Genomic DNA, 18,535 nt, shown 5'->3' on the forward strand with positions numbered 1-18,535 from the left:
GACGCATTGCTTCAGTTGCCATGATTATCCCCTTTATCCATTGATCCAGGCAGGATCGCGATTCATCACCGGCAAACGCGGGCGTCGATGGTCGATATCCGGCAGCGAATTCAGCAACCCACGCGTGTACGGATGCTGGGCGTTGTCCAGATCCGCGGCAGCAATGGACTCCACGACGCGTCCGGCATACATCACCAGCACCCGATCGCAGAAGCTACGCACCAGATTGATATCGTGACTGATGAAAATCAGCCCCAGACCGCGCTCGCTGACCAGATCGTCCAGCATCGCCAGCACTTGCAGTCGCACGGACACATCCAGTGCAGAGGTCGGTTCATCGGCAATCACGATTTCAGGTTCAGTAATCAGCATCATCGCAATCATGATGCGCTGCCCCTGCCCACCCGAGATTTCATGAGGATACAGATTGTATACGCGCTCTGGCTGGCGAATACGTACCACATCCAGCATTGCCATGACCTTTTCCTTCGCCTCGCGGTGCGACACCTTATGGTGCGCCAGATAGGCTTCAGCAATCTGATCGCCCACGCACACCACCGGGTTCAGCGAATATTTTGGATCCTGCATAATCATGGATATGCGCTTGCCGCGAATCTGACGCATCCGCGCCTCATCCGCTTTCAGCAGATCGGTATCGCCGAAGCGCAGTTTATCTGCCGTAATCCGCGCGCTGTGCGGATGCAGTTGCAGCAGCGCTCGGCCGACCGTCGATTTACCGGAGCCGGATTCGCCGACAATTGCCAGCTTTTCACAGCCAAGCGTAAAGGAGACGCCGCGCACGGCATCCGTCACCGCACCACGGTTCACGAAGCTTACCCGCAGATTTTCCACTTCCATCAGGGGCGAGCTTCCCGGCACACGTTGAGAAGACTTATTCAGTTCTGGGATCGAGGATGTCACGTAGGCCGTCTCCAAGGAAGTTGAACGCCAGGCTGTTAATTAAAATCGCCAGCCCCGGAATAGTTACTAACCACCAGCACTCCATCATGTAACGACGACCCGCAGAGATCATCGCGCCCCATTCAGGATCGGGCGGCTGTGCCCCCAATCCCAGAAAACCCAGACCCGCCGCGGTCAGAATGATGCCGGCCATATTCATAGTGATACGAATAATCACCGACGGCAGACACAGCGGCACAATGTGGTGCAGCAGGATGCGGATAGACGATGCGCCTTGCAGCTTCACGGCAGAAACAAAGTCCGCATGACGCAGTGACAGCGTCTCCGCCCTTGCCAGACGGGCAATCGGCGGCCAGGCCGTCAGCGTAATCGCGATCACCACATGCTCCAGACCTGGGCCAAGCGCCGCAACGAACGCCAGCGCCAACACTAGGCTGGGGAAAGAGATGAAGATATCGGTGATACGCATCAGGATGGTATCAACAATGCCGCCGTAATACCCAGCAACGACACCCAGCGCCAGCCCGATAGGCCCAACGGTGACCGACACCAGCGCCACGATATACAGCGTGATGCGTGAACCATAGACCAGACGACTAAACACATCGCGCCCAAACTCATCGGTGCCAAAGTAATGCGCCGCACTCGGCGCCTGTAATGCATTAGCCAAATCCTGTACCAGCGGATCGTGCGTGGCGATCCACGGGGCGAAAATGGCGACCAGAATCAACATCAGCACAATCGCAGAACCAATCGCGGTAAGCGGATTTCGCATCATCGTCAAGAGAAACCCGCCGATTCGCGCACCGCGTAGCCGCAGGCGGCTCACGCGTTTTTCCGGCGGTGTCCGCATTACCGATTCACGACCGACCGGCTGCTCAGAGGAAATATTCATGCGTTCGTCCTCGGATCAAAGATTTGATACAACATGTCCGACAGCAGGTTAAGCGTCACGAAGATCAACCCGACCAGCAGCACACATCCCATCACCGCGTTCATATCCCCCAGCAGCAGGCTGCCTGTCAGATAGGAACCAAAGCCTGGCCATGAGAAGACCGTTTCGATCAGTACCGCCCCTTCCAGCAGCGAGCCATACGCCAGCGCCACCACCGTCAGAAGTTGAACCAGAATATTGCGAAACGCGTGTGCCCAGACAACGCGGAACTCAGACAGCCCTTTCACCCGCGCGGTAATAATGTATTCCTGCGAAAGCTGCGCCAGCATGAAGCTACGTGTCATACGGCTGATATAAGCCAGTGAATGGAAACCGAGGATCGTGGCAGGTAACACCAGATGGTTCAGCGCGCTGCGGAACACATCCCACTCGCCCGCCAGCAGTGAATCCAGCAGCAACAGACCGGTACGGTTCTCCACCAGACCGTCGTAGGCCATATCAACCCGTCCGGCACCGCCAACCCAGTTCAGCCAGGCATAGAACACCAGCAGCCCCATCATCCCGACCCAAAATATCGGCGTGGAATAACCGGCCAGACTGATAAAACGCACCACATAATCCGCCCATTTGCCGCGTCGCGCCGCAGCCAGCACGCCTAGCGGCACGCCCAGACCGGCACCCACGATAATCGCCATAGTGGCAAGTTCGATGGTGGCAGGGAAAACGCGGATAATGTCATCCATGACGGGTCGCCCGGTCAGGAGGGCATTGCCCAAATCCCCATGCATCAGTGAATTGAAGTAAATAAAGAACTGCACATACAGCGGCTTATCCAACCCCAGCTGTTGGTAAACCTGTTGATAGGTACTTTGGTCGGCATCCTGTCCGACAATAGCCAGGACGGGATCGATGGGCATCACGCGGCCGATCACGAAAGTCAGGATTAATAATCCGAACAGCGTGACGACGACCTGAAACAGACGTTTTGCCAAACGACGCAGTACTCCACCCGGCTTGATCCAATCAGAGAAAACCATGTTCTTTCTCCTGAGATCCCGGTGAGCGGCGACAGCAAATCACCACTCACGCGGTCATCTCTTTTTAACGTATCTGATCGGGATGAGTCACCGGGAACGTATCGGCTACTCATCCGGTTTAACGTATGGACACTAGCGCTGCTTATACACCTCACGCAGATGCGTCGTAGAAGACGGGTGCGGCACATAGCCTTTCACGTCCTTACGCAACACCACAGAATCGATCATCTGCGACACCGGAATGATGGCCGGGAACAGTTCTTCATAGCGATTCTGTACGTTGATATACATCTGCTTCTGTTTCTGAGGATCTTTCTCCAACAGCGCCTGATCGATCAGGTCGTTCAGCGGTTTGTCGTAGAATGAGGTGCGCCAGCCCTGGAAGTTGGTCAGTTTGGCTTCGTCGCTGTTATCCGGGTTATAGACAACAGAACGCAGGCTGGAGTGAGGATGCGGATCGACGCCGCCACCGCCGCGACCGACCAGCATATCGAATTTACGATCGCGCATCGCGCCGTAAACCTGATTACCGGTACCGGAGATGATTTTGGCCTTGATGCCCGCCTGTGCCAGCGTGGACTGTACCGACGTCGCCAAATTCAGGAACGGCTGATCGGACAGGACACGCAGCGTGGTTTCAAATCCATTCGGGTAGCCTGCCTCGGCCAGCAGCGCCTTGGCGCGTGGCACGTCTAACTTGTAGCCAGGATCCGGCAACGTCGCATCCATCCCTTTCTGGATAGGGCGCTGATGATAGAAACCATAGCCAGGCATGACCGTCTTATTGACGCCATCGTAATCAATCAGGTAACGAACCGCTTCGCGCACTTTCGGTTTAGCGAAGTATTCGTTTTTCAGGCTCATGGCAACGTAGTACAGCGTGCCTTTTTTCACCTCATCAACCACAACGTCTTTATCTTGTTTCAACGCGTTGATATCCGGCACCGACATCCCAGAGGCCACGTCAATATCACCTTTTTCAATCATCAGGCGCAGCGCCTGTGACTCGGTCATGTGACGGAAAATCACGCGGCGCATTTTCGCGTCGCCCTGCCAGTTGTTCTCAACCTTGCTGATACGCAGCACGTCTTTCGCCTGCCACACGTCCAGCTTGAACGGGCCAGAACCGGCTTCGTTCGTGGTCAGCCAACCGTTGCCCCAGTCGCCGTTTTTCTCATGCTGCATCACCGTTTTGCTGTCCAGCACGGAGCCGCTACCCAGTGTCGCCAGCGAGTAGATCACCAGTTTCGGATCGTTCGGTTTTGGCAGTTCGATTTCAACGGTGTGCGCGTCTTTAGCGCGGATCATTTTCTCCACGTTTTCCGCAGTGAAGCCGTAGGATTTCCACGTCGTGGCCTGTGCCATATTGAGGTTAAGCAGACGTTTCATCGACCAGGCGAAATCTTGCGCCGTCACGGGGTTACCAGAATGGAATTTGGCGTTATCCACCAGATTGAACGTGATGACTTTGCCGTCATCACTGACGCTCCAGCTTTTCGCCAAAGAAGGCAGAACGTTGCTCAGGTTGGCGGGATCCAGCACCACCAGCGAGTCATAGAGGTTGACGATAATGCCCACCACCTCGTTACCGGTCATGGCGGCCGGATCGAGTGAGAGCATGTTGTTCATGTTCATCCCCACGATCAGCTGATCATCAGGGGTTTTTGCCGATAGAATGGCCGGCGTGGCGGCCATGCAGAGTGAACCTAACAGCAGGGTACGGAGTATTGCGCGTGCTTTCATCATTATTCTCCAGGTGTGGGAGCATGGAAGACGACAACTTTTTATTTTTTAGGTAAGGCTATCTTTCAGGTCGAACAAAACTATTCATATAAAATACAACGCTATTCTTTACTTAGGGTGTGCTCCTCAATCCAGTCAAAGTTGATATCTTCTCCCAGTCCTGGACGTTGCGGCAGATGCACAAAGCCCTCGTCATCCATCGGGTCGACAATCGAATTCAGATACGCAGCGGGCTCGTCATAATCGAGGAAAGGATGCAGCAGGCCGCGCTCATACCAGCGGCAGTTTTTGATCGCCCCAACGACGTTGAGGTTTGGCGCGCCGTTACCGTGAACTTCGCAGTCCATACCGAAGGATTCCGCCAGGCTCGCGACCTTCATACATGGCCAGAGACCGCCCACGCCTTGCACGCCCGCGCGTAAAATGTCGCATGCGCCTTCTTTAACCCAGTCAGCACGGCTGAAGTATTTGCCTGACAGACTTTCCGGCCCGATAACATCGATATCCAGACTCTTGGTCAGCCAGCTGTAGGACGCCATGCTCTGTTCTTCCATCGGTTCTTCAAACCAGGTGAAATCGAGCTTTTGCAGTTCACGGCCGATATACAGCGCATCGCTGCGGCTGTACCAGTGGTAGCCATCCAGCATCAGACAGATATCCGGGCCGACCGCTTCACGCACTGCCGCACAGGCTTGTACGTCAATCTTCGGGCTAGGCGCGAACGACACCGGTGGCATCCAGGTGTGCAATTTGATGGCCTTATAGCCACGCTGCACCAGTTTTTCTGCGAACTGGCCGTATTCCTCTGGCGTAGATAAGCCACCTTCCAGCTCATCACCACACATGGTGCTGCCGTAAGCGGGGACTTTTTCACGATAGCCACCGAGCAGTTTATGCACCGGCATATTCAGCACACGACCTTGCAGATCCCACAGTGCGGATTCCACAATCGACAGCGCACGGTCGGTCAGTTGGTTGGCGCTACCGCGTTGCCAGTGCACCAGATCCTGCCACAGGCGCTCACGATCGAACGGGTTCTGCCCAATCAGCACTTTGCGGAAGAAAGCATTAACGATATGAGGACGAATCACTTCCGGCGGAGCGAAAGCATAACCTTTTTGGCCGTCATCTGCCGTGATGGTTAACAGCGCCATCTTGGCCTGATTCTCGGCTCCCGGGTGTGAATGACCCGCACTGTCGGAAACCCGACGAGTGGGATAAGTGAAGACGGTGACATCAATTGATTCTATTTTCACGTTGTTACCTGCCTTGATATTTAACACAACTCATGTACACGATTTGCGCATGTAAGCCATATAAATAATTAAAGAATAACTCCACTCACGGTGTTGGAACGGGTTGATAAAAAACGCCGATATTTCTCTGGTACGACCTTATAAGTCGATCAGAGTCACATAAAAGAAATAGTGTGCTAATTAAAAAAAAATGGCGTTTTATTTTCAATTATTAAGGTTGTAACGCCGTTAGTCATTAGGCAATTTCTTTCATATGAAGAAATTATGTCGCGGATAACTGTGCAAATGCCCATAAGTTTGTGAGCATTATCACCAGAAAATTTCATATCCTTATTAAATGAATGGATAATCCCTTAGATTTATTTTTAAGCGCTCAGGAGCGTGAATGATTGACGAGAGGGACAATTACTCTGATAGCAGATTGGCCGCTAACCAGTCGGCTTCTGACCAAAAGCGTGCTATAGGCCTCATTTTTGTCCGTCACTAAAACCCCAACAAAAACCAAGGCTTAATAAAAAATAAGTAAAATCATCAAGATACTCATAAAGTAGTATATAAAAGACAATTTGATGTACATCAATAAGCGCCCACGGTGGAGCGATAAGGTAACCTCAGAAGAAGCAATTTTGAGGCAAAAATGAACAAAGTTAGACTCGCTGTTATCGGTAACGGGATGGTTGGCCACCGTTTTATCGAAGAGTTGCTGGATAAGGCTCCAACGTCCACCTACGATATTACCGTTTTTTGTGAAGAACCCCGCGTCGCCTACGATCGTGTCCACCTCTCTTCTTACTTCGCTCACCACACGGTAGAAGAGCTTTCTTTAGTGCGAGAAGGCTACTACGAAAAAAATGGCGTTAACGTCCTGCTCGGTGAACGCGCCATCACCATCAACCGCAGTGAAAAAGCCATTCACTCCACTTCCGGCCGTACCGTGTATTACGACAAGTTAATCATGGCCACCGGCTCTTATCCGTGGATCCCGGCCATTAAAGGATCAAACGGGCAAGACTGTTTCGTGTACCGCACGATTGAAGATCTGAACGCCATCGAAAACTGCGCACGCCGCAGCAAACGCGGCGCGGTAATCGGCGGGGGTCTATTAGGTCTGGAAGCTGCTGGTGCGCTGAAACACCTTGGCGTGGAAACACACGTCATCGAGTTCGCTCCGGTGCTCATGGCCGAACAGCTGGATGCACAGGGCGGCACCCTGCTGCAACGCAAGATTGAAAACATGGGTGTACGTGTACACACCAGCAAGAATACGCAGGCCATTCAGCATTCCGGTCTGGAAAACCGCAAGACGATGGTGTTTGCCGACGGCAGCACGCTGGAAGTCGACTTTATCGTGTTCTCTACCGGCATCCGCGCACAGGACAAACTGGCGCGCCAGTGTGCGCTGGAAATCGGCCCACGCGGCGGTATCGCGATTAACGACTGGTGCCAAACCTCCGATCCGGACGTCTACGCTATCGGCGAATGTGCCGCCTGGCAGGGCCGGCCATTTGGGCTGGTCGCCCCCGGCTACAAGATGGCGCAGGTTGCCGTCGACCACCTGTTGGGGCATGAAAACCGATTCCAGGGTGCCGACATGAGCGCCAAGCTCAAGCTGATGGGCGTCGATGTCGGCGGGATTGGCGATGCGCACGGCCATACGCCGGGATCTCGCAGTTACATGTGGCTGGATGAAAACAAAGAAACCTACAAACGTCTGATCGTCAGCGCCGATAATAAAACGCTGCTCGGTGCCGTACTGGTCGGCGACACGCGGGACTACGGCAACCTGCTGCAATTCATGCTGAACAAAATCCCGCTGCCGGATTCCCCCGAAGCACTGATTCTTCCTGCATCCGCTGGCAGTGCGAAACCGACGCTGGGTGTCGATGCGCTGCCGGAAAGTGCGCAAATCTGCTCCTGCTTCGACGTGTCCAAAGGCGACATCATCAAAGCGATTAACGGCGGTTGTCATACCGTCGCGGCGCTTAAGGAAACCACCAAAGCTGGTACTGGCTGCGGCGGCTGTATCCCACTGCTTACACAGGTGTTGAACGCGGAACTCAGCAAGCAGGGGATCGAAGTCAATAATCACCTGTGCGATCACTTCGCCTATTCGCGCCAAGAGCTGTATCACCTCATCCAAATCGAAAAAATCAAAACGTTCGATCAACTGCTGGAGAAACACGGTTCAGGCTACGGCTGTGAAGTCTGCAAACCGACCGTTGCATCCCTGCTGGCTTCCTGCTGGAACGAATACGTGCTCAAACCGCAGCACACGCCGTTACAAGATTCTAACGATAACTTCCTCGGCAATATCCAGAAAGACGGCACCTACTCCGTGATCCCACGTTCCGCAGGCGGGGAAATCACCCCGGATGGCCTGATCGCCATTGGTCGCATCGCGAAGCAATACAACCTGTACACCAAAATGACCGGCTCTCAGCGCATGGCGCTATTTGGCGTACAGAAAGACGACCTGCCTGACGTGTGGGCTCAGCTCATCGAAGCCGGATTTGAAACCGGCCACGCTTATGCCAAAGCGTTGCGTATGGCAAAAACCTGCGTCGGCAGCACCTGGTGCCGCTTTGGCGTCGGCGACAGCGTGGGCTTTGGCGTAGAATTAGAAAACCGCTACAAAGGTATCCGCACGCCGCACAAAATGAAATTTGGTGTCTCCGGCTGTACGCGGGAATGTGCAGAAGCACAGGGTAAAGACGTGGGGATTATCGCCACCGAAAAAGGCTGGAACCTCTATGTATGCGGCAACGGCGGGATGAAGCCGCGCCACGCCGACCTGCTGGCAGCCGACTTAGATCGCGAAACGGTCGTCCGCTATCTGGACCGCTTCATGATGTTCTACATCCGTACAGCCGATAAGCTCCAGCGTACGTCCGTCTGGCTGGATAACCTCGAAGGCGGCATCGACTATCTGCGCAATGTGATTGTGAAAGACAAGCTGGGCATTAACGATCAGCTTGAAGCCGATATCGCACGGCTGCGAGAAGGCTATATCTGCGAATGGCAGGCGACGCTGGAAGATCCAGAGGCACAGAAACGCTTTGCCCACTTCATTAACAGCCCTGAACGTGATCCGAATGTGCAAATGGTCGGTGAACGTCAACAGCACCGTCCGGCGCGCCCTGCCGAGCGCATTCCGGTAAAACAGATTGAACTGGAGGGGGAAAGCGCATGAGCCAGTGGACTACTGTATGTAAGTTAGACGACATCCTGCCCGGCACCGGCGTTTGTGCACTCGTCGAGCAGCAACAGATTGCCGTGTTCCGCCCACGTAACGATGAGCAGGTGTACGCCATCAGCAATATCGATCCATTCGCACAGGCTAGCGTGTTAAGCCGTGGGATACTGGCCGAACATCAGGACGATCTTTGGGTAGCCAGCCCATTGAAAAAACAGCATTTCCGCCTTTATGATGGCTTCTGCCTGGAGGATGGAGCCTATTCTGTTGCCGCTTATGATGCTCAGGTAACCAACGGTAATGTGCAAATATCCATCGCAGATCGTGATAGCGCGGTTGATAATAGCCAACCATTACCTTAATGATCTGTGTCCTGCATACCGCGCAGGACACATCACCATTTGATTTTTCAAGACAACCTGAGCTTTCAAGAGGCGTTACATGGATTACCTGCCAATATTCTGTCAGTTGCATGATAAACCCTGTCTATTGGTAGGTGGTGGTGAAATAGCCGAGCGCAAAGCCCGGCTATTGCTAGATGCTGGCGCAGTGATTACCGTCAATGCGCTCGATTTTAACGATCAATTTCGGGCGTGGGAGCAGGATGCTCAATTAACGCTGGTACACGGCACCTTCGATCCCACGTTACTGGACGAAGTCTGGCTAGTGATTGCCGCCACCGACGATCAGGATGTCAATAACCATGTCTATGCCAGCGCCAGCGAGCGCCGGATTTTCTGCAACGTGGTTGATTCACCCGAACGCGCCAGTTTCATTATGCCGTCGATCATCGACCGTTCACCGCTGATGGTCGCCGTGTCCTCTGGCGGTGCCGCCCCGGTCTTGGCTCGGCTACTGCGGGAAAAGCTGGAAAGTATTTTGCCGCAAAATCTCGGTAAGCTGGCAGCCTTCGCTGGCGAATTGCGCAGCCGGGTAAAAAAACGCTTCTGCAAGATGAGCGCACGCCGCCGCTTCTGGGAAAAACTCTTCGTACACGATCGGCTGGCGCAGGCGCTGGCCAATGAAGACAGTCAGCGCGTTCAACAACTAACAGAACTGCTTTTCTCCGCACCGTTGGATGACAGAGGTGAAGTCACGCTGGTCGGCGCTGGGCCAGGCGACGCAGGATTACTGACGTTAAAAGGCCTACAGCATCTCCAGCAGGCCGACATCGTCGTTTACGATCGACTGGTATCGAAAGAGATTCTCAACCTGTCACGCCGTGACGCCGAGCGCATCTTCGTCGGTAAATCATCTGGCTATCACAGCGTTCCTCAGGATCAAATCAATCAGTTGCTGGAAGAAAAGGCGCGAGCAGGCCACCGGGTCGTCAGGCTGAAAGGCGGTGATCCCTTTATCTTTGGCCGTGGTGCCGAAGAGCTGGAACACCTGCAACAGGCCGGTGTACCGTTCTCCGTCGTACCTGGTATTACCGCCGCGTCAGGCTGTTCCGCTTACAGCGGTATCCCACTCACCCATCGCGATCACTCGCAGGGCGTCAGGTTGATCACCGGACACGTTAAGCACGACAACGATCTGGACTGGTCTAGCCTCGCAGCGGAAAAACAGACGCTGGTGTTTTACATGGGGCTTCAGCAGGCTGAGTACATTCAAAGCAAGTTAATCGAACAGCAGTTACCGGAAAGCGTACCTGTCGCGATTATTGAAAACGGCACCTCAACCAAGCAGCGCGTTCTGAGTGGACAGCTCTCCCAACTGAGCGAATTAGCACAGCAGGCCAGCAGCCCGAGTTTGATCATCATCGGCGACGTCGTTGGTCTACGGGAAAAATTGAACTGGTTCTCTGACCAGACAGCATAATCCTCTCCCTGATACTCTACTCACCCGCTATCCGTTCTACCGGATAGCGGTTATTGCACCATCATAATGCAACGCCCCGCCACATAGCATAATAATGCACTATTTTGAACATACTCCCTTACAAAATGTCACTTTAATGCTTTACCGCAGGCCACATCTGCCTTATTTTGACTAAAACAAAACTCATTAATAAGCAGACTATATGAATAAATAATCAATAATCTTTTACGTAAAACGTGGCCCGACTATTGCTTAGCTTTCTAATAGATTCGCGGCACGACCTCTGAAGCGTTCCTATCGAACCGATTTCATCGTCAAGCCATCGTGCTTTATCGAAATGAGTGCCTCATCGAATACGTACATATCGAAGGGTGATGCATCGCATCATGACGTATTTCTACTCTCGTTCCTGAACGGAGTATGTCGTCCTCTCATCACAAAAACAGTTCTGTTCAGCAGAACAATAAGTAAGCAGTTTGGAGTCACTTGTGGAAGACGTTACTTTCTGGCAGCTCATCAGTTTTGGTGAACATGGCTGGGGGAAATTATTACTGATTGGGGCAGGAATGACGATCGCACTGGCGATCGGCGGCTTCCTGCTGGGGGCGGTGATCGGCACGATCGGTGCCTGGTCCAAAATTTGCGGCAACCGCCCCGTGCGCTATCTGGCCGATGGCTACACCACTCTCATCCGTGGCGTCCCCGATCTCCTCATCATCTACCTGCTTTATTTCGGCGGAAGCTCTGCATTAACCCTGCTCGCCACACTGTTTGGCAGCAATGAATTCTTTGGTTTTCCGGGCTTCCTCGCCGGGGTATTCGCCGTTGGTATTTCCTCCGGTGCACAGCAGACGGAAGTTTATCGCGGCGCGTTCTACGCCGTCTCCAAAGGGGAAATTGAGGCCGCCAAAGCCTGTGGTATGCCAACACTATTGCGCCTGCGCCGCATCATCATACCGCTCCTGCTGCGCCACGCGATCCCGCCACTCGGCAATGTGTGGCAGTTGGTGCTGAAAACCTCCGCGCTGGTTTCCGTTACTGGTGTCGCAGAGCTAATGACGCAGTCGCAAACCGGCGCAGGTTCTACCGGTAAACCGTTTGATTTCTTCATGGCGGCCGCACTGCTGTATCTGGCTATCTCAATCTGTTCCGGCTGGATTATGCGCCGTGCCGAGTCTCATTATTCCCGGGGTGTGAAACGCTGATGGATTTTCCTTTTCTGTACGAAACGTTTCTGGAGATTATTCCCGGTATCCCGTTAACCCTGCAACTGGCGGTCAGCTCGGTCTTTCTGGGCTTCTTTCTGGCGTTGGGCTTGGTGTTGATGCAGCTATCATCCTTTGCCATCCTGCGCTCAATTGCACGGACCTACGTCCTGTTTTTCCGCGGTACGCCGTTGCTGGTGCAGCTGTTCCTGATTTACTACGGGCTGGGGCAATTCCCCTGGGTTCGCGAAAGTATGCTTTGGCCCTTCCTGCGGGAGCCACACTGGTGCGCCCTGCTGTCGCTCAGCCTGTGTACCGGTGCCTATGCCAGTGAAATTATCCGTGGCGGGTTGCAGTCCGTTCCGGTTGGCCAGATCGAATCGGCACGCGCCTGCGGCATGCCGTCGTTCATGATTTTCAAGCGTATCGTTTTTCCGCTGGCAATCCGTCAGGCGCTTCCCGCTTACGGTAATGAGCTGATCTCGATGGTTAAGTCGACCTCGTTGGCTTCCATCATCACGCTGATGGAAATCACCGGGATCGCCGCACGCCTCATCGCGGAAACCTACCGTGCGCTCGAAGTGTTCCTGGTCGCTGGTGCTATTTATCTGTTTATTAACCTTATTCTGACACGTTTACTGATGTGGACAGAATTTACGCTTACTCCTCATCTCCGTGCGCCGGGTGCGCAACCGGCAGCGAAAAAAATGAAGAACTTGGGAGATCTGCAATGACGACACCCGCCATTAGCCTGCGCAACATTCATAAAAGCTTCGGCTCTCTGGACGTCCTGAAAGGGATTTCGATTGAGGCCAATCAGGGGGAAGTCATCTCAATTTTGGGATCGTCCGGTTCAGGTAAATCGACGCTGCTGCGCTGTAGCAATCTGCTTGAGCTTCCCGATCAGGGCGAGATTATCGTCGGCGGAGAAGCGATTGAAATGAAGCCGAACCGCAAAGGGCAGAACCGTCCGTCGAACCTCAAACAGATCGACAGAATTCGTACCCAACTGGGCATGGTATTTCAGAATTTTAACCTCTGGTCACACAAGACCGTACTGGAAAACATCATCGAAGCGCCCGTGCACGTCTTAAAGCGTCCACAGGCGGAGTGCGTGGAGCACGCCGAACAGCTGTTAGAGAAAGTCGGTCTGGCAGATAAGCGTCACTACTATCCCGCACATTTATCCGGTGGTCAGCAACAGCGCGCCGCGATTGCCCGTGCGCTCGCGATGGAACCGAAAGTGATGCTGTTTGATGAGCCGACCTCCGCGCTCGACCCTGAGCTGGTCGGCGAAGTGCTGCGCGTGATGCGCACGCTAGCGGATGAAGGAATGACCATGCTGGTCGTCACGCACGAAATGGATTTTGCCCGCGAAGTCTCCAACCGCATCGTTTTCCTCCATCAGGGGGAAATTGAAGAACAAGGCACGCCGGAGCACGTTTTCACCGCCAGCCAGTCGGCGCGCTTCCGGCAATTTATTGCCAGTTGGTAAACACAGCCCCGCTAGCTTCATGTGCAGATTTATCTCTCTGTCACGTGATGAAAGTGGGAAAAACATAATTATATGAAGTACCAGGAGAACACCATCATGATCAAATCAAAACTCACACTGCTCGCCTGCTCGCTGTGTATGGCAGGAACGCTGGCTGCCTCATTCACCGCCTCAGCAGAAGAGAAAAAATGGACGACCGTCCGCATCGCGACCGAAGGCGCTTACCACCCGTACAACTTCACCAAACCAGACGGCACGTTGGATGGTATGGAGATCGAGCTGTATAAAGTGCTGTGTAACAACATGCAGGTGAAATGCGAGATCATGGTTCAGCCGTTCACCAGCACCATTCCTGCACTGAATGCCGGCAAGTTCGACGCGATCATCTCTGGTATGTCCGCCACGGACAAACGCCGTGAAGTGATCGATTTCAGCCAGCCGTACACGCAGGCAGGGCAGACGTTCGCCGTGCTTAAATCCAGCAAACTCGCTAAAGATTTCCCAGACGCGGGCCAGCGCTTCTCCATTAACCCAGCCGACGAAGCCACCGCCAAGGCAGAGATTGAGAAGCTGAAACCGCTGCTGGAAGGCAAAACCATCGGCGTACAGTCCGCCTCTATCGCCAGCGCCTTTTTGGATAAATATATGAAAGGCGTGATGAAGGTACGCGAATATAAAACCACGCAGGAACACGATCTGGATCTGAAAGCGGGCCGTGTGGATCTGGTTATCGCTTCCGCGCCTTATCTCAAAAGCATTTCGGAAAAACCGGGCAATGCTGACATCGTCACGCCAGGGCCACAGTTCATCGGCGGCATTCTGGGCAGCGGTTCTTCCGTTGGCCTGCGTAAAAGCGATCCTGAGCTGAAAGCCATGTTCAACAAGGCGATTGATCAAGCCAAAGAAGACGGCACCATCAGAAAACTGAGCGAAAAATGGTTCGGTATGGACACCACGCCACTCTAAGCGTTACTCCATCGCTGAACCGCGTGTCATGGCTAACGGGCTGTGACACGCCCCTCGTTAATGCCATCAGAAAAATCAAACGAGCACACCACGCATGAATGCAATACACACTGAAGGAACGCTGCCAGCCGTCAATCACCAGAACGTAGAAGAGATCTGCGATCTGATTGCCGCCAAGCGGCAGCAGTTCTGTACGCTGAGCGACGGCATCTGGGATACGCCGGAACTGAACTACGAAGAGCATCGTTCGGCGGCGCAGCACGAAGCCGTCCTCAAAGCAGAAGGCTTCCGTCTGACGAAAGGCATCGCCGACATGCCAACCGCGCTATTAGGAGAATTCGGCGAAGGTCTGCCGATTATTGCCATTCTGGGTGAATACGACGCGCTGCCGGGGCTGAGCCAGCAGGCGAATGTCGCTGAGCCAAAGCCGCTGGAAAACGGTGGCAATGGCCACGGTTGCGGACATAACCTGCTCGGTACCGCAGCGCTACAGGCGGCGACGGCAGTGAAAGATTATCTGCAAAAGCACGCGTTGTCCGGAACCGTACGCTTTTACGGCTGCCCTGCGGAAGAAGGCGGCTCATCCAAAGGCTTTATGGTCAAGGAAGGCGTTTTTGACGACGTCGATATCGCCCTCTGCTGGCACCCAGCAACCTTCACTGGCGTCAACAGCCCGGTATCGCTGGCCTGTAACGAACTGAATTTTTACTTCAAAGGCCGCGCCGCGCATGCCGCAGCCAGCCCGCATTTGGGCCGCAGCGCGTTGGATGCCGTGGAACTCATGAACGTTGGCGTGAACTACATGCGCGAGCACATGCCGTCCTCCGCCCGCATCCACTATGCCATTACCGACAGCGGTGGCCACGCCCCGAACGTCGTTCAGGCCAACGCCACCGTGCGTTACCTCGTACGGGCACGTCAGTTGCCGGAACTGCACCAGTTGGTCAAACGTGTGAAGAAAATTGCAGAGGGCGCGGCGCTGATGACAGAAACCGAAGTCAGTAGCGAAGTGATTAGCGGCGATGCCAATCTGTTGGCAAATCCGCCGCTGGAAGCGCGTATGCACGAACATCTGCTGGCGCTTGGCCCAATACCGTTCGATGACGAAGACCGTAAGATGGCAGCGATGTTCCAGACCGCGCTGAGCGCAGAAGACATCGCCGAATCCTACGCGCGTTTCGGCGTTAAACCTCAACCGGGCTTAACGCTGCACGACGGGATTTATCCGCTGTATAGCCCGAATGACGCCTTCATCGGCTCTACCGATGTGGGTACGGTGAGTTGGGTTGTGCCGACCGTGCAAATTCGCAGCGCCACCTATGCCATCGGCACACCGGCGCATTCGTGGCAGTTGGTCGCACAGGGGAAAACCGGTGCCGCACACAAAGGTACGGAATACGCAGCGAAAGCGATGGCATCACTGGCTATCGATCTGCTGGTCACGCCCGAACTGATTGCACAGGCAAAAGCCGACCATCAGGAAAGATTACAGCAGACACCGTTTGAGAACCCGATTCCAGACGACGTGTTTCCGCCTATCCCACAGGGATAAGACGCTGATTCAAAGAGATAGATAAGAAGTAGTAGGGAACCGTCAGGAGAGAGTCTCCTGACGGTCATTAAGACTTACGGACGGGCAACAAAACCGATAGCGTCGTAAACTTTCTTCAGCGTTTCCTGTGCGCGAGCACTGGCTTTTTCAGCCCCTTCACGCATGATCTGTTGCAAGAAAGCCTCATCGTTACGGTAGCGATGATAACGTTCTTGTAGCTCAGACAACATACCGGATACAGCCTCCGCCACCGCGCCTTTCAGGTGACCATACATCTGGCCGTTAAATTCCTGCTCCAGCTCAGGGATGGTTTTTCCCGTCACACCAGACAGAATATCCAACAGGTTCGATACCCCGGCTTTATTCGCTACGTCATAGCGAACGACTGGCGGCTCATCGGAATCCGTCACCGCGCGTTTGATCTTCTTCACCACCGCTTTCGGATCTTCCAGCAGCCCGATAACGTTATTGCGGTTATCGTCAGATTTGGACATCTTCTTGGTCGGCTCCAGCAGCGACATCACGCGGGCGCCCGATTTCGGGATAAACGGCTCTGGCACTTTGAAAATGTCGCCATACAGGCTGTTGAAGCGCTGCCCAACATCACGGCTCAATTCCAGATGCTGCTTCTGATCTTCACCCACCGGTACCTGATTCGTTTGGTACAGCAGGATATCTGCCGCCATCAGCACCGGATAGCTAAACAGACCAGCGTTGATGTTCTCTTCATAACGCGCGGATTTATCTTTGAACTGCGTCATACGGCTCAGTTCGCCGAAATACGCGTAACAGTTCAGTATCCAGCTCAGTTGGCTGTGCTCAGGCACGTGAGACTGAACAAAAATGGTGCTCTTTTTCGGATCGATGCCGCAGGCCAGATACAGCGCCAGCGTATCCAGCGTCGCTTTTCTCAGCGCCTGCGGATCCTGACGTACCGTGATGGCATGCAAATCCACGATGCAATAGATGCAGTCGTAATCGTCCTGCATGTTGACCCACTGACGTAACGCCCCCATGTAGTTACCAATGGTCAATTCACCAGACGGTTGCGCACCGCTAAATACAATGGGCTTGCTCATACTAAGGGTTCCTGATTGTGTGAAGAAGAATGCCCGATCAGGGGCAAAATATCGGCAAAACGATCCAGAACGACATCAGGCTGACTCAGCTCGATCGCTTCACCATAGTTATAACCATACGTCATGCCGACACTGCGACAGCCCGCCGCCTGTGCCGCCTGAATATCATTGCGGGAATCGCCGACGAACAGGAGTTCGCTGGCACGCAGCCCCAGTTTAGCGAGTACCAGATAGAGCGGTGCAGGATGCGGCTTTTTCACAATGACGTCATCGCCACCGATAATCAGCGAAAAATAGTCGCCGATCCCTAACCCTGCCAGCAACGGTGCAACGAACGGCGTGGGTTTATTGGTCACCACCGCCATCGGAACGCCCTGCTGTGCCAACTGCGCCAGCGTCTCTTTTACCTGTGGAAACAGCGTACTACCGCTATCCACCGTCTGCGCATAATAGCGATCGAACCGCTCACGGGTTTCCTGCAAGCGCACAGCAGTGGGTTCAACGCCAGCCCAGCGCAGCGCCCGTTCCACCATCACGTCCGCACCGTTACCAATCCAGGTGGCAACACGGGCTTCGCCCGCGGCAGGCAACGACTGCGCCACTAAAGCCTGATCGATCGCCGCCGCCAGACCCGGTGCGCTGTGAATCAGCGTCCCATCCAAATCAAAAGCCAAGCCGCGAACTGCGGTTAATTCAGTCATGTGTCGTCCTTGAAATTTCACTACGCATTTGATCAATGACGGCACGGTAATCTGGGTGACCAAAAATAGCCGATCCCGCCACAAACATATCCGCGCCCGCCTCAGCAATGGCACCGATATTGTCCACTTTTACGCCGCCATCGACTTCCAGTCGAATGTCGTAACCGCTGTCGTCGATCAAGCGACGAACCTGACGCAGCTTATCCAGCGTGCTGGGAATAAAGGACTGGCCGCCAAATCCAGGATTAACTGACATCAGCAGAATGATATCCAGCTTATCCATGACGTAATCGAGATAACTTAGCGGCGTCGCTGGGTTAAACACCAAGCCGGCTTTGCAGCCGTGATCTTTAATCAGCTGCAATGAACGATCGAGATGATCCGTGGCTTCGGGATGAAAGGTAATGAAACTGGCACCCGCGTTGGCGAAATCCGGGATGATACGATCAACCGGTTTCACCATCAGGTGAACGTCAATCGGCGCGGTAATGCCGTAATCGCGCAGGGATTTCAGAACCAGTGGGCCAATCGTCAAATTTGGCACATAGTGGTTATCCATGACATCAAAATGGACCACATCAGCCCCGGCAGCCAATACGTTAGCGGTATCTTCACCAAGACGGGCAAAATCAGCCGACAAAATGGACGGCGCGATTAAAAACGGTTTCATT

16 protein-coding genes are annotated in these 18,535 nt (G+C 53.9%); 8 read left to right on the plus strand and 8 right to left on the minus strand.

Translation table 11 applies throughout. The annotated features are described in order from the left end of the window. Positions 1-33: 33 nt before the first annotated feature. The 5 genes from KKH3_RS17915 to KKH3_RS17935 all read right to left on the minus strand — a co-directional run bounded on the left by KKH3_RS17915 (position 34) and on the right by KKH3_RS17935 (position 5,852). Complete coding sequence (locus KKH3_RS17915) at positions 34-921, minus strand: ABC transporter ATP-binding protein (protein WP_080756558.1); 888 nt, start codon at positions 919-921, stop codon at positions 34-36. Further along, positions 893-1,774 (minus strand): ABC transporter permease, encoded by an 882-nt coding sequence (locus KKH3_RS17920; protein ID WP_100018545.1) that lies wholly within the window; start codon positions 1,772-1,774, stop codon positions 893-895. The genes KKH3_RS17915 and KKH3_RS17920 overlap by 29 nt, the downstream gene beginning before the upstream one ends. Positions 1,775-1,812: 38 nt before the next feature. Then, on the minus strand, positions 1,813-2,853 hold the full coding sequence (locus KKH3_RS17925) for an ABC transporter permease (RefSeq protein ID WP_039324730.1): 1,041 nt from the start codon (positions 2,851-2,853) through the stop codon (positions 1,813-1,815). 132 nt (positions 2,854-2,985) lie between these two features. After that, on the minus strand, positions 2,986-4,596 hold the full coding sequence (locus KKH3_RS17930; RefSeq protein WP_039362823.1) for an ABC transporter substrate-binding protein: 1,611 nt from the start codon (positions 4,594-4,596) through the stop codon (positions 2,986-2,988). Positions 4,597-4,697: 101 nt separating this feature from the next. After that, positions 4,698-5,852 carry a mandelate racemase family protein gene (locus KKH3_RS17935; RefSeq protein WP_039364310.1) on the minus strand — a complete coding sequence of 385 codons (1,155 nt, stop codon included), beginning with the start codon at positions 5,850-5,852 and terminating at the stop codon, positions 4,698-4,700. A gap of 637 nt (positions 5,853-6,489) precedes the next feature. Here KKH3_RS17935 and nirB point away from each other — a divergent pair. The 8 genes from nirB to KKH3_RS17975 all read left to right on the plus strand — a co-directional run bounded on the left by nirB (position 6,490) and on the right by KKH3_RS17975 (position 16,084). Beyond that, positions 6,490-9,042: a nitrite reductase large subunit NirB gene (gene nirB / locus KKH3_RS17940; RefSeq protein ID WP_039362826.1), complete on the plus strand. Its 2,553-nt coding sequence runs from the start codon at positions 6,490-6,492 to the stop codon at positions 9,040-9,042. Further along, a complete protein-coding gene (nirD, locus tag KKH3_RS17945) occupies positions 9,039-9,407 on the plus strand; it encodes a nitrite reductase small subunit NirD (protein ID WP_039362828.1) in 369 nt (122 codons plus the stop codon). The genes nirB and nirD overlap by 4 nt, the downstream gene beginning before the upstream one ends. A gap of 79 nt (positions 9,408-9,486) precedes the next feature. After that, the gene (gene cysG, locus KKH3_RS17950) at positions 9,487-10,866 is read left to right on the plus strand and encodes a siroheme synthase CysG (protein ID WP_039362830.1); all 1,380 of its coding nucleotides are present in this window, start codon (positions 9,487-9,489) and stop codon (positions 10,864-10,866) included. A 488-nt stretch (positions 10,867-11,354) separates the two neighbouring features. Next, a complete protein-coding gene (locus tag KKH3_RS17955) occupies positions 11,355-12,071 on the plus strand; it encodes an ABC transporter permease (RefSeq protein WP_039362833.1) in 717 nt (238 codons plus the stop codon). Then, positions 12,071-12,805: an ABC transporter permease gene (locus KKH3_RS17960; RefSeq protein WP_039362835.1), complete on the plus strand. Its 735-nt coding sequence runs from the start codon at positions 12,071-12,073 to the stop codon at positions 12,803-12,805. Before KKH3_RS17955 ends, KKH3_RS17960 begins: the two co-directional genes overlap by 1 nt. Next, positions 12,802-13,566 carry an ABC transporter ATP-binding protein gene (locus KKH3_RS17965; protein ID WP_010277637.1) on the plus strand — a complete coding sequence of 255 codons (765 nt, stop codon included), beginning with the start codon at positions 12,802-12,804 and terminating at the stop codon, positions 13,564-13,566. Before KKH3_RS17960 ends, KKH3_RS17965 begins: the two co-directional genes overlap by 4 nt. Before the next feature lie 96 nt (positions 13,567-13,662). Beyond that, positions 13,663-14,532, plus strand: coding sequence for a transporter substrate-binding domain-containing protein (locus tag KKH3_RS17970; RefSeq protein WP_039362837.1), 870 nt, complete (start codon positions 13,663-13,665; stop codon positions 14,530-14,532). A gap of 94 nt (positions 14,533-14,626) precedes the next feature. Further along, on the plus strand, positions 14,627-16,084 hold the full coding sequence (locus KKH3_RS17975) for a M20 family metallopeptidase (RefSeq protein WP_039362841.1): 1,458 nt from the start codon (positions 14,627-14,629) through the stop codon (positions 16,082-16,084). Between the two features lie 74 nt (positions 16,085-16,158). Here KKH3_RS17975 and trpS read toward each other — a convergent pair whose 3' ends face one another. Genes trpS through rpe form a run of 3 tightly spaced genes read right to left on the minus strand, consistent with a single transcriptional unit; the run spans position 16,159 to position 18,534 of the window. Beyond that, the gene (gene trpS, locus KKH3_RS17980) at positions 16,159-17,163 is read right to left on the minus strand and encodes a tryptophan--tRNA ligase (RefSeq protein WP_039362843.1); all 1,005 of its coding nucleotides are present in this window, start codon (positions 17,161-17,163) and stop codon (positions 16,159-16,161) included. Next, the gene (locus KKH3_RS17985; protein WP_039362845.1) at positions 17,160-17,864 is read right to left on the minus strand and encodes a phosphoglycolate phosphatase; all 705 of its coding nucleotides are present in this window, start codon (positions 17,862-17,864) and stop codon (positions 17,160-17,162) included. The genes trpS and KKH3_RS17985 overlap by 4 nt, the downstream gene beginning before the upstream one ends. Beyond that, a complete protein-coding gene (gene rpe, locus KKH3_RS17990) occupies positions 17,857-18,534 on the minus strand; it encodes a ribulose-phosphate 3-epimerase (protein WP_010277661.1) in 678 nt (225 codons plus the stop codon). The genes KKH3_RS17985 and rpe overlap by 8 nt, the downstream gene beginning before the upstream one ends. Between the last annotated feature and the right edge of the window lies 1 nt (position 18,535).

Origin of the sequence: Pectobacterium actinidiae (assembly GCF_000803315.1) — a bacterium.
Lineage (GTDB): Bacteria > Pseudomonadota > Gammaproteobacteria > Enterobacterales > Enterobacteriaceae > Pectobacterium > Pectobacterium actinidiae.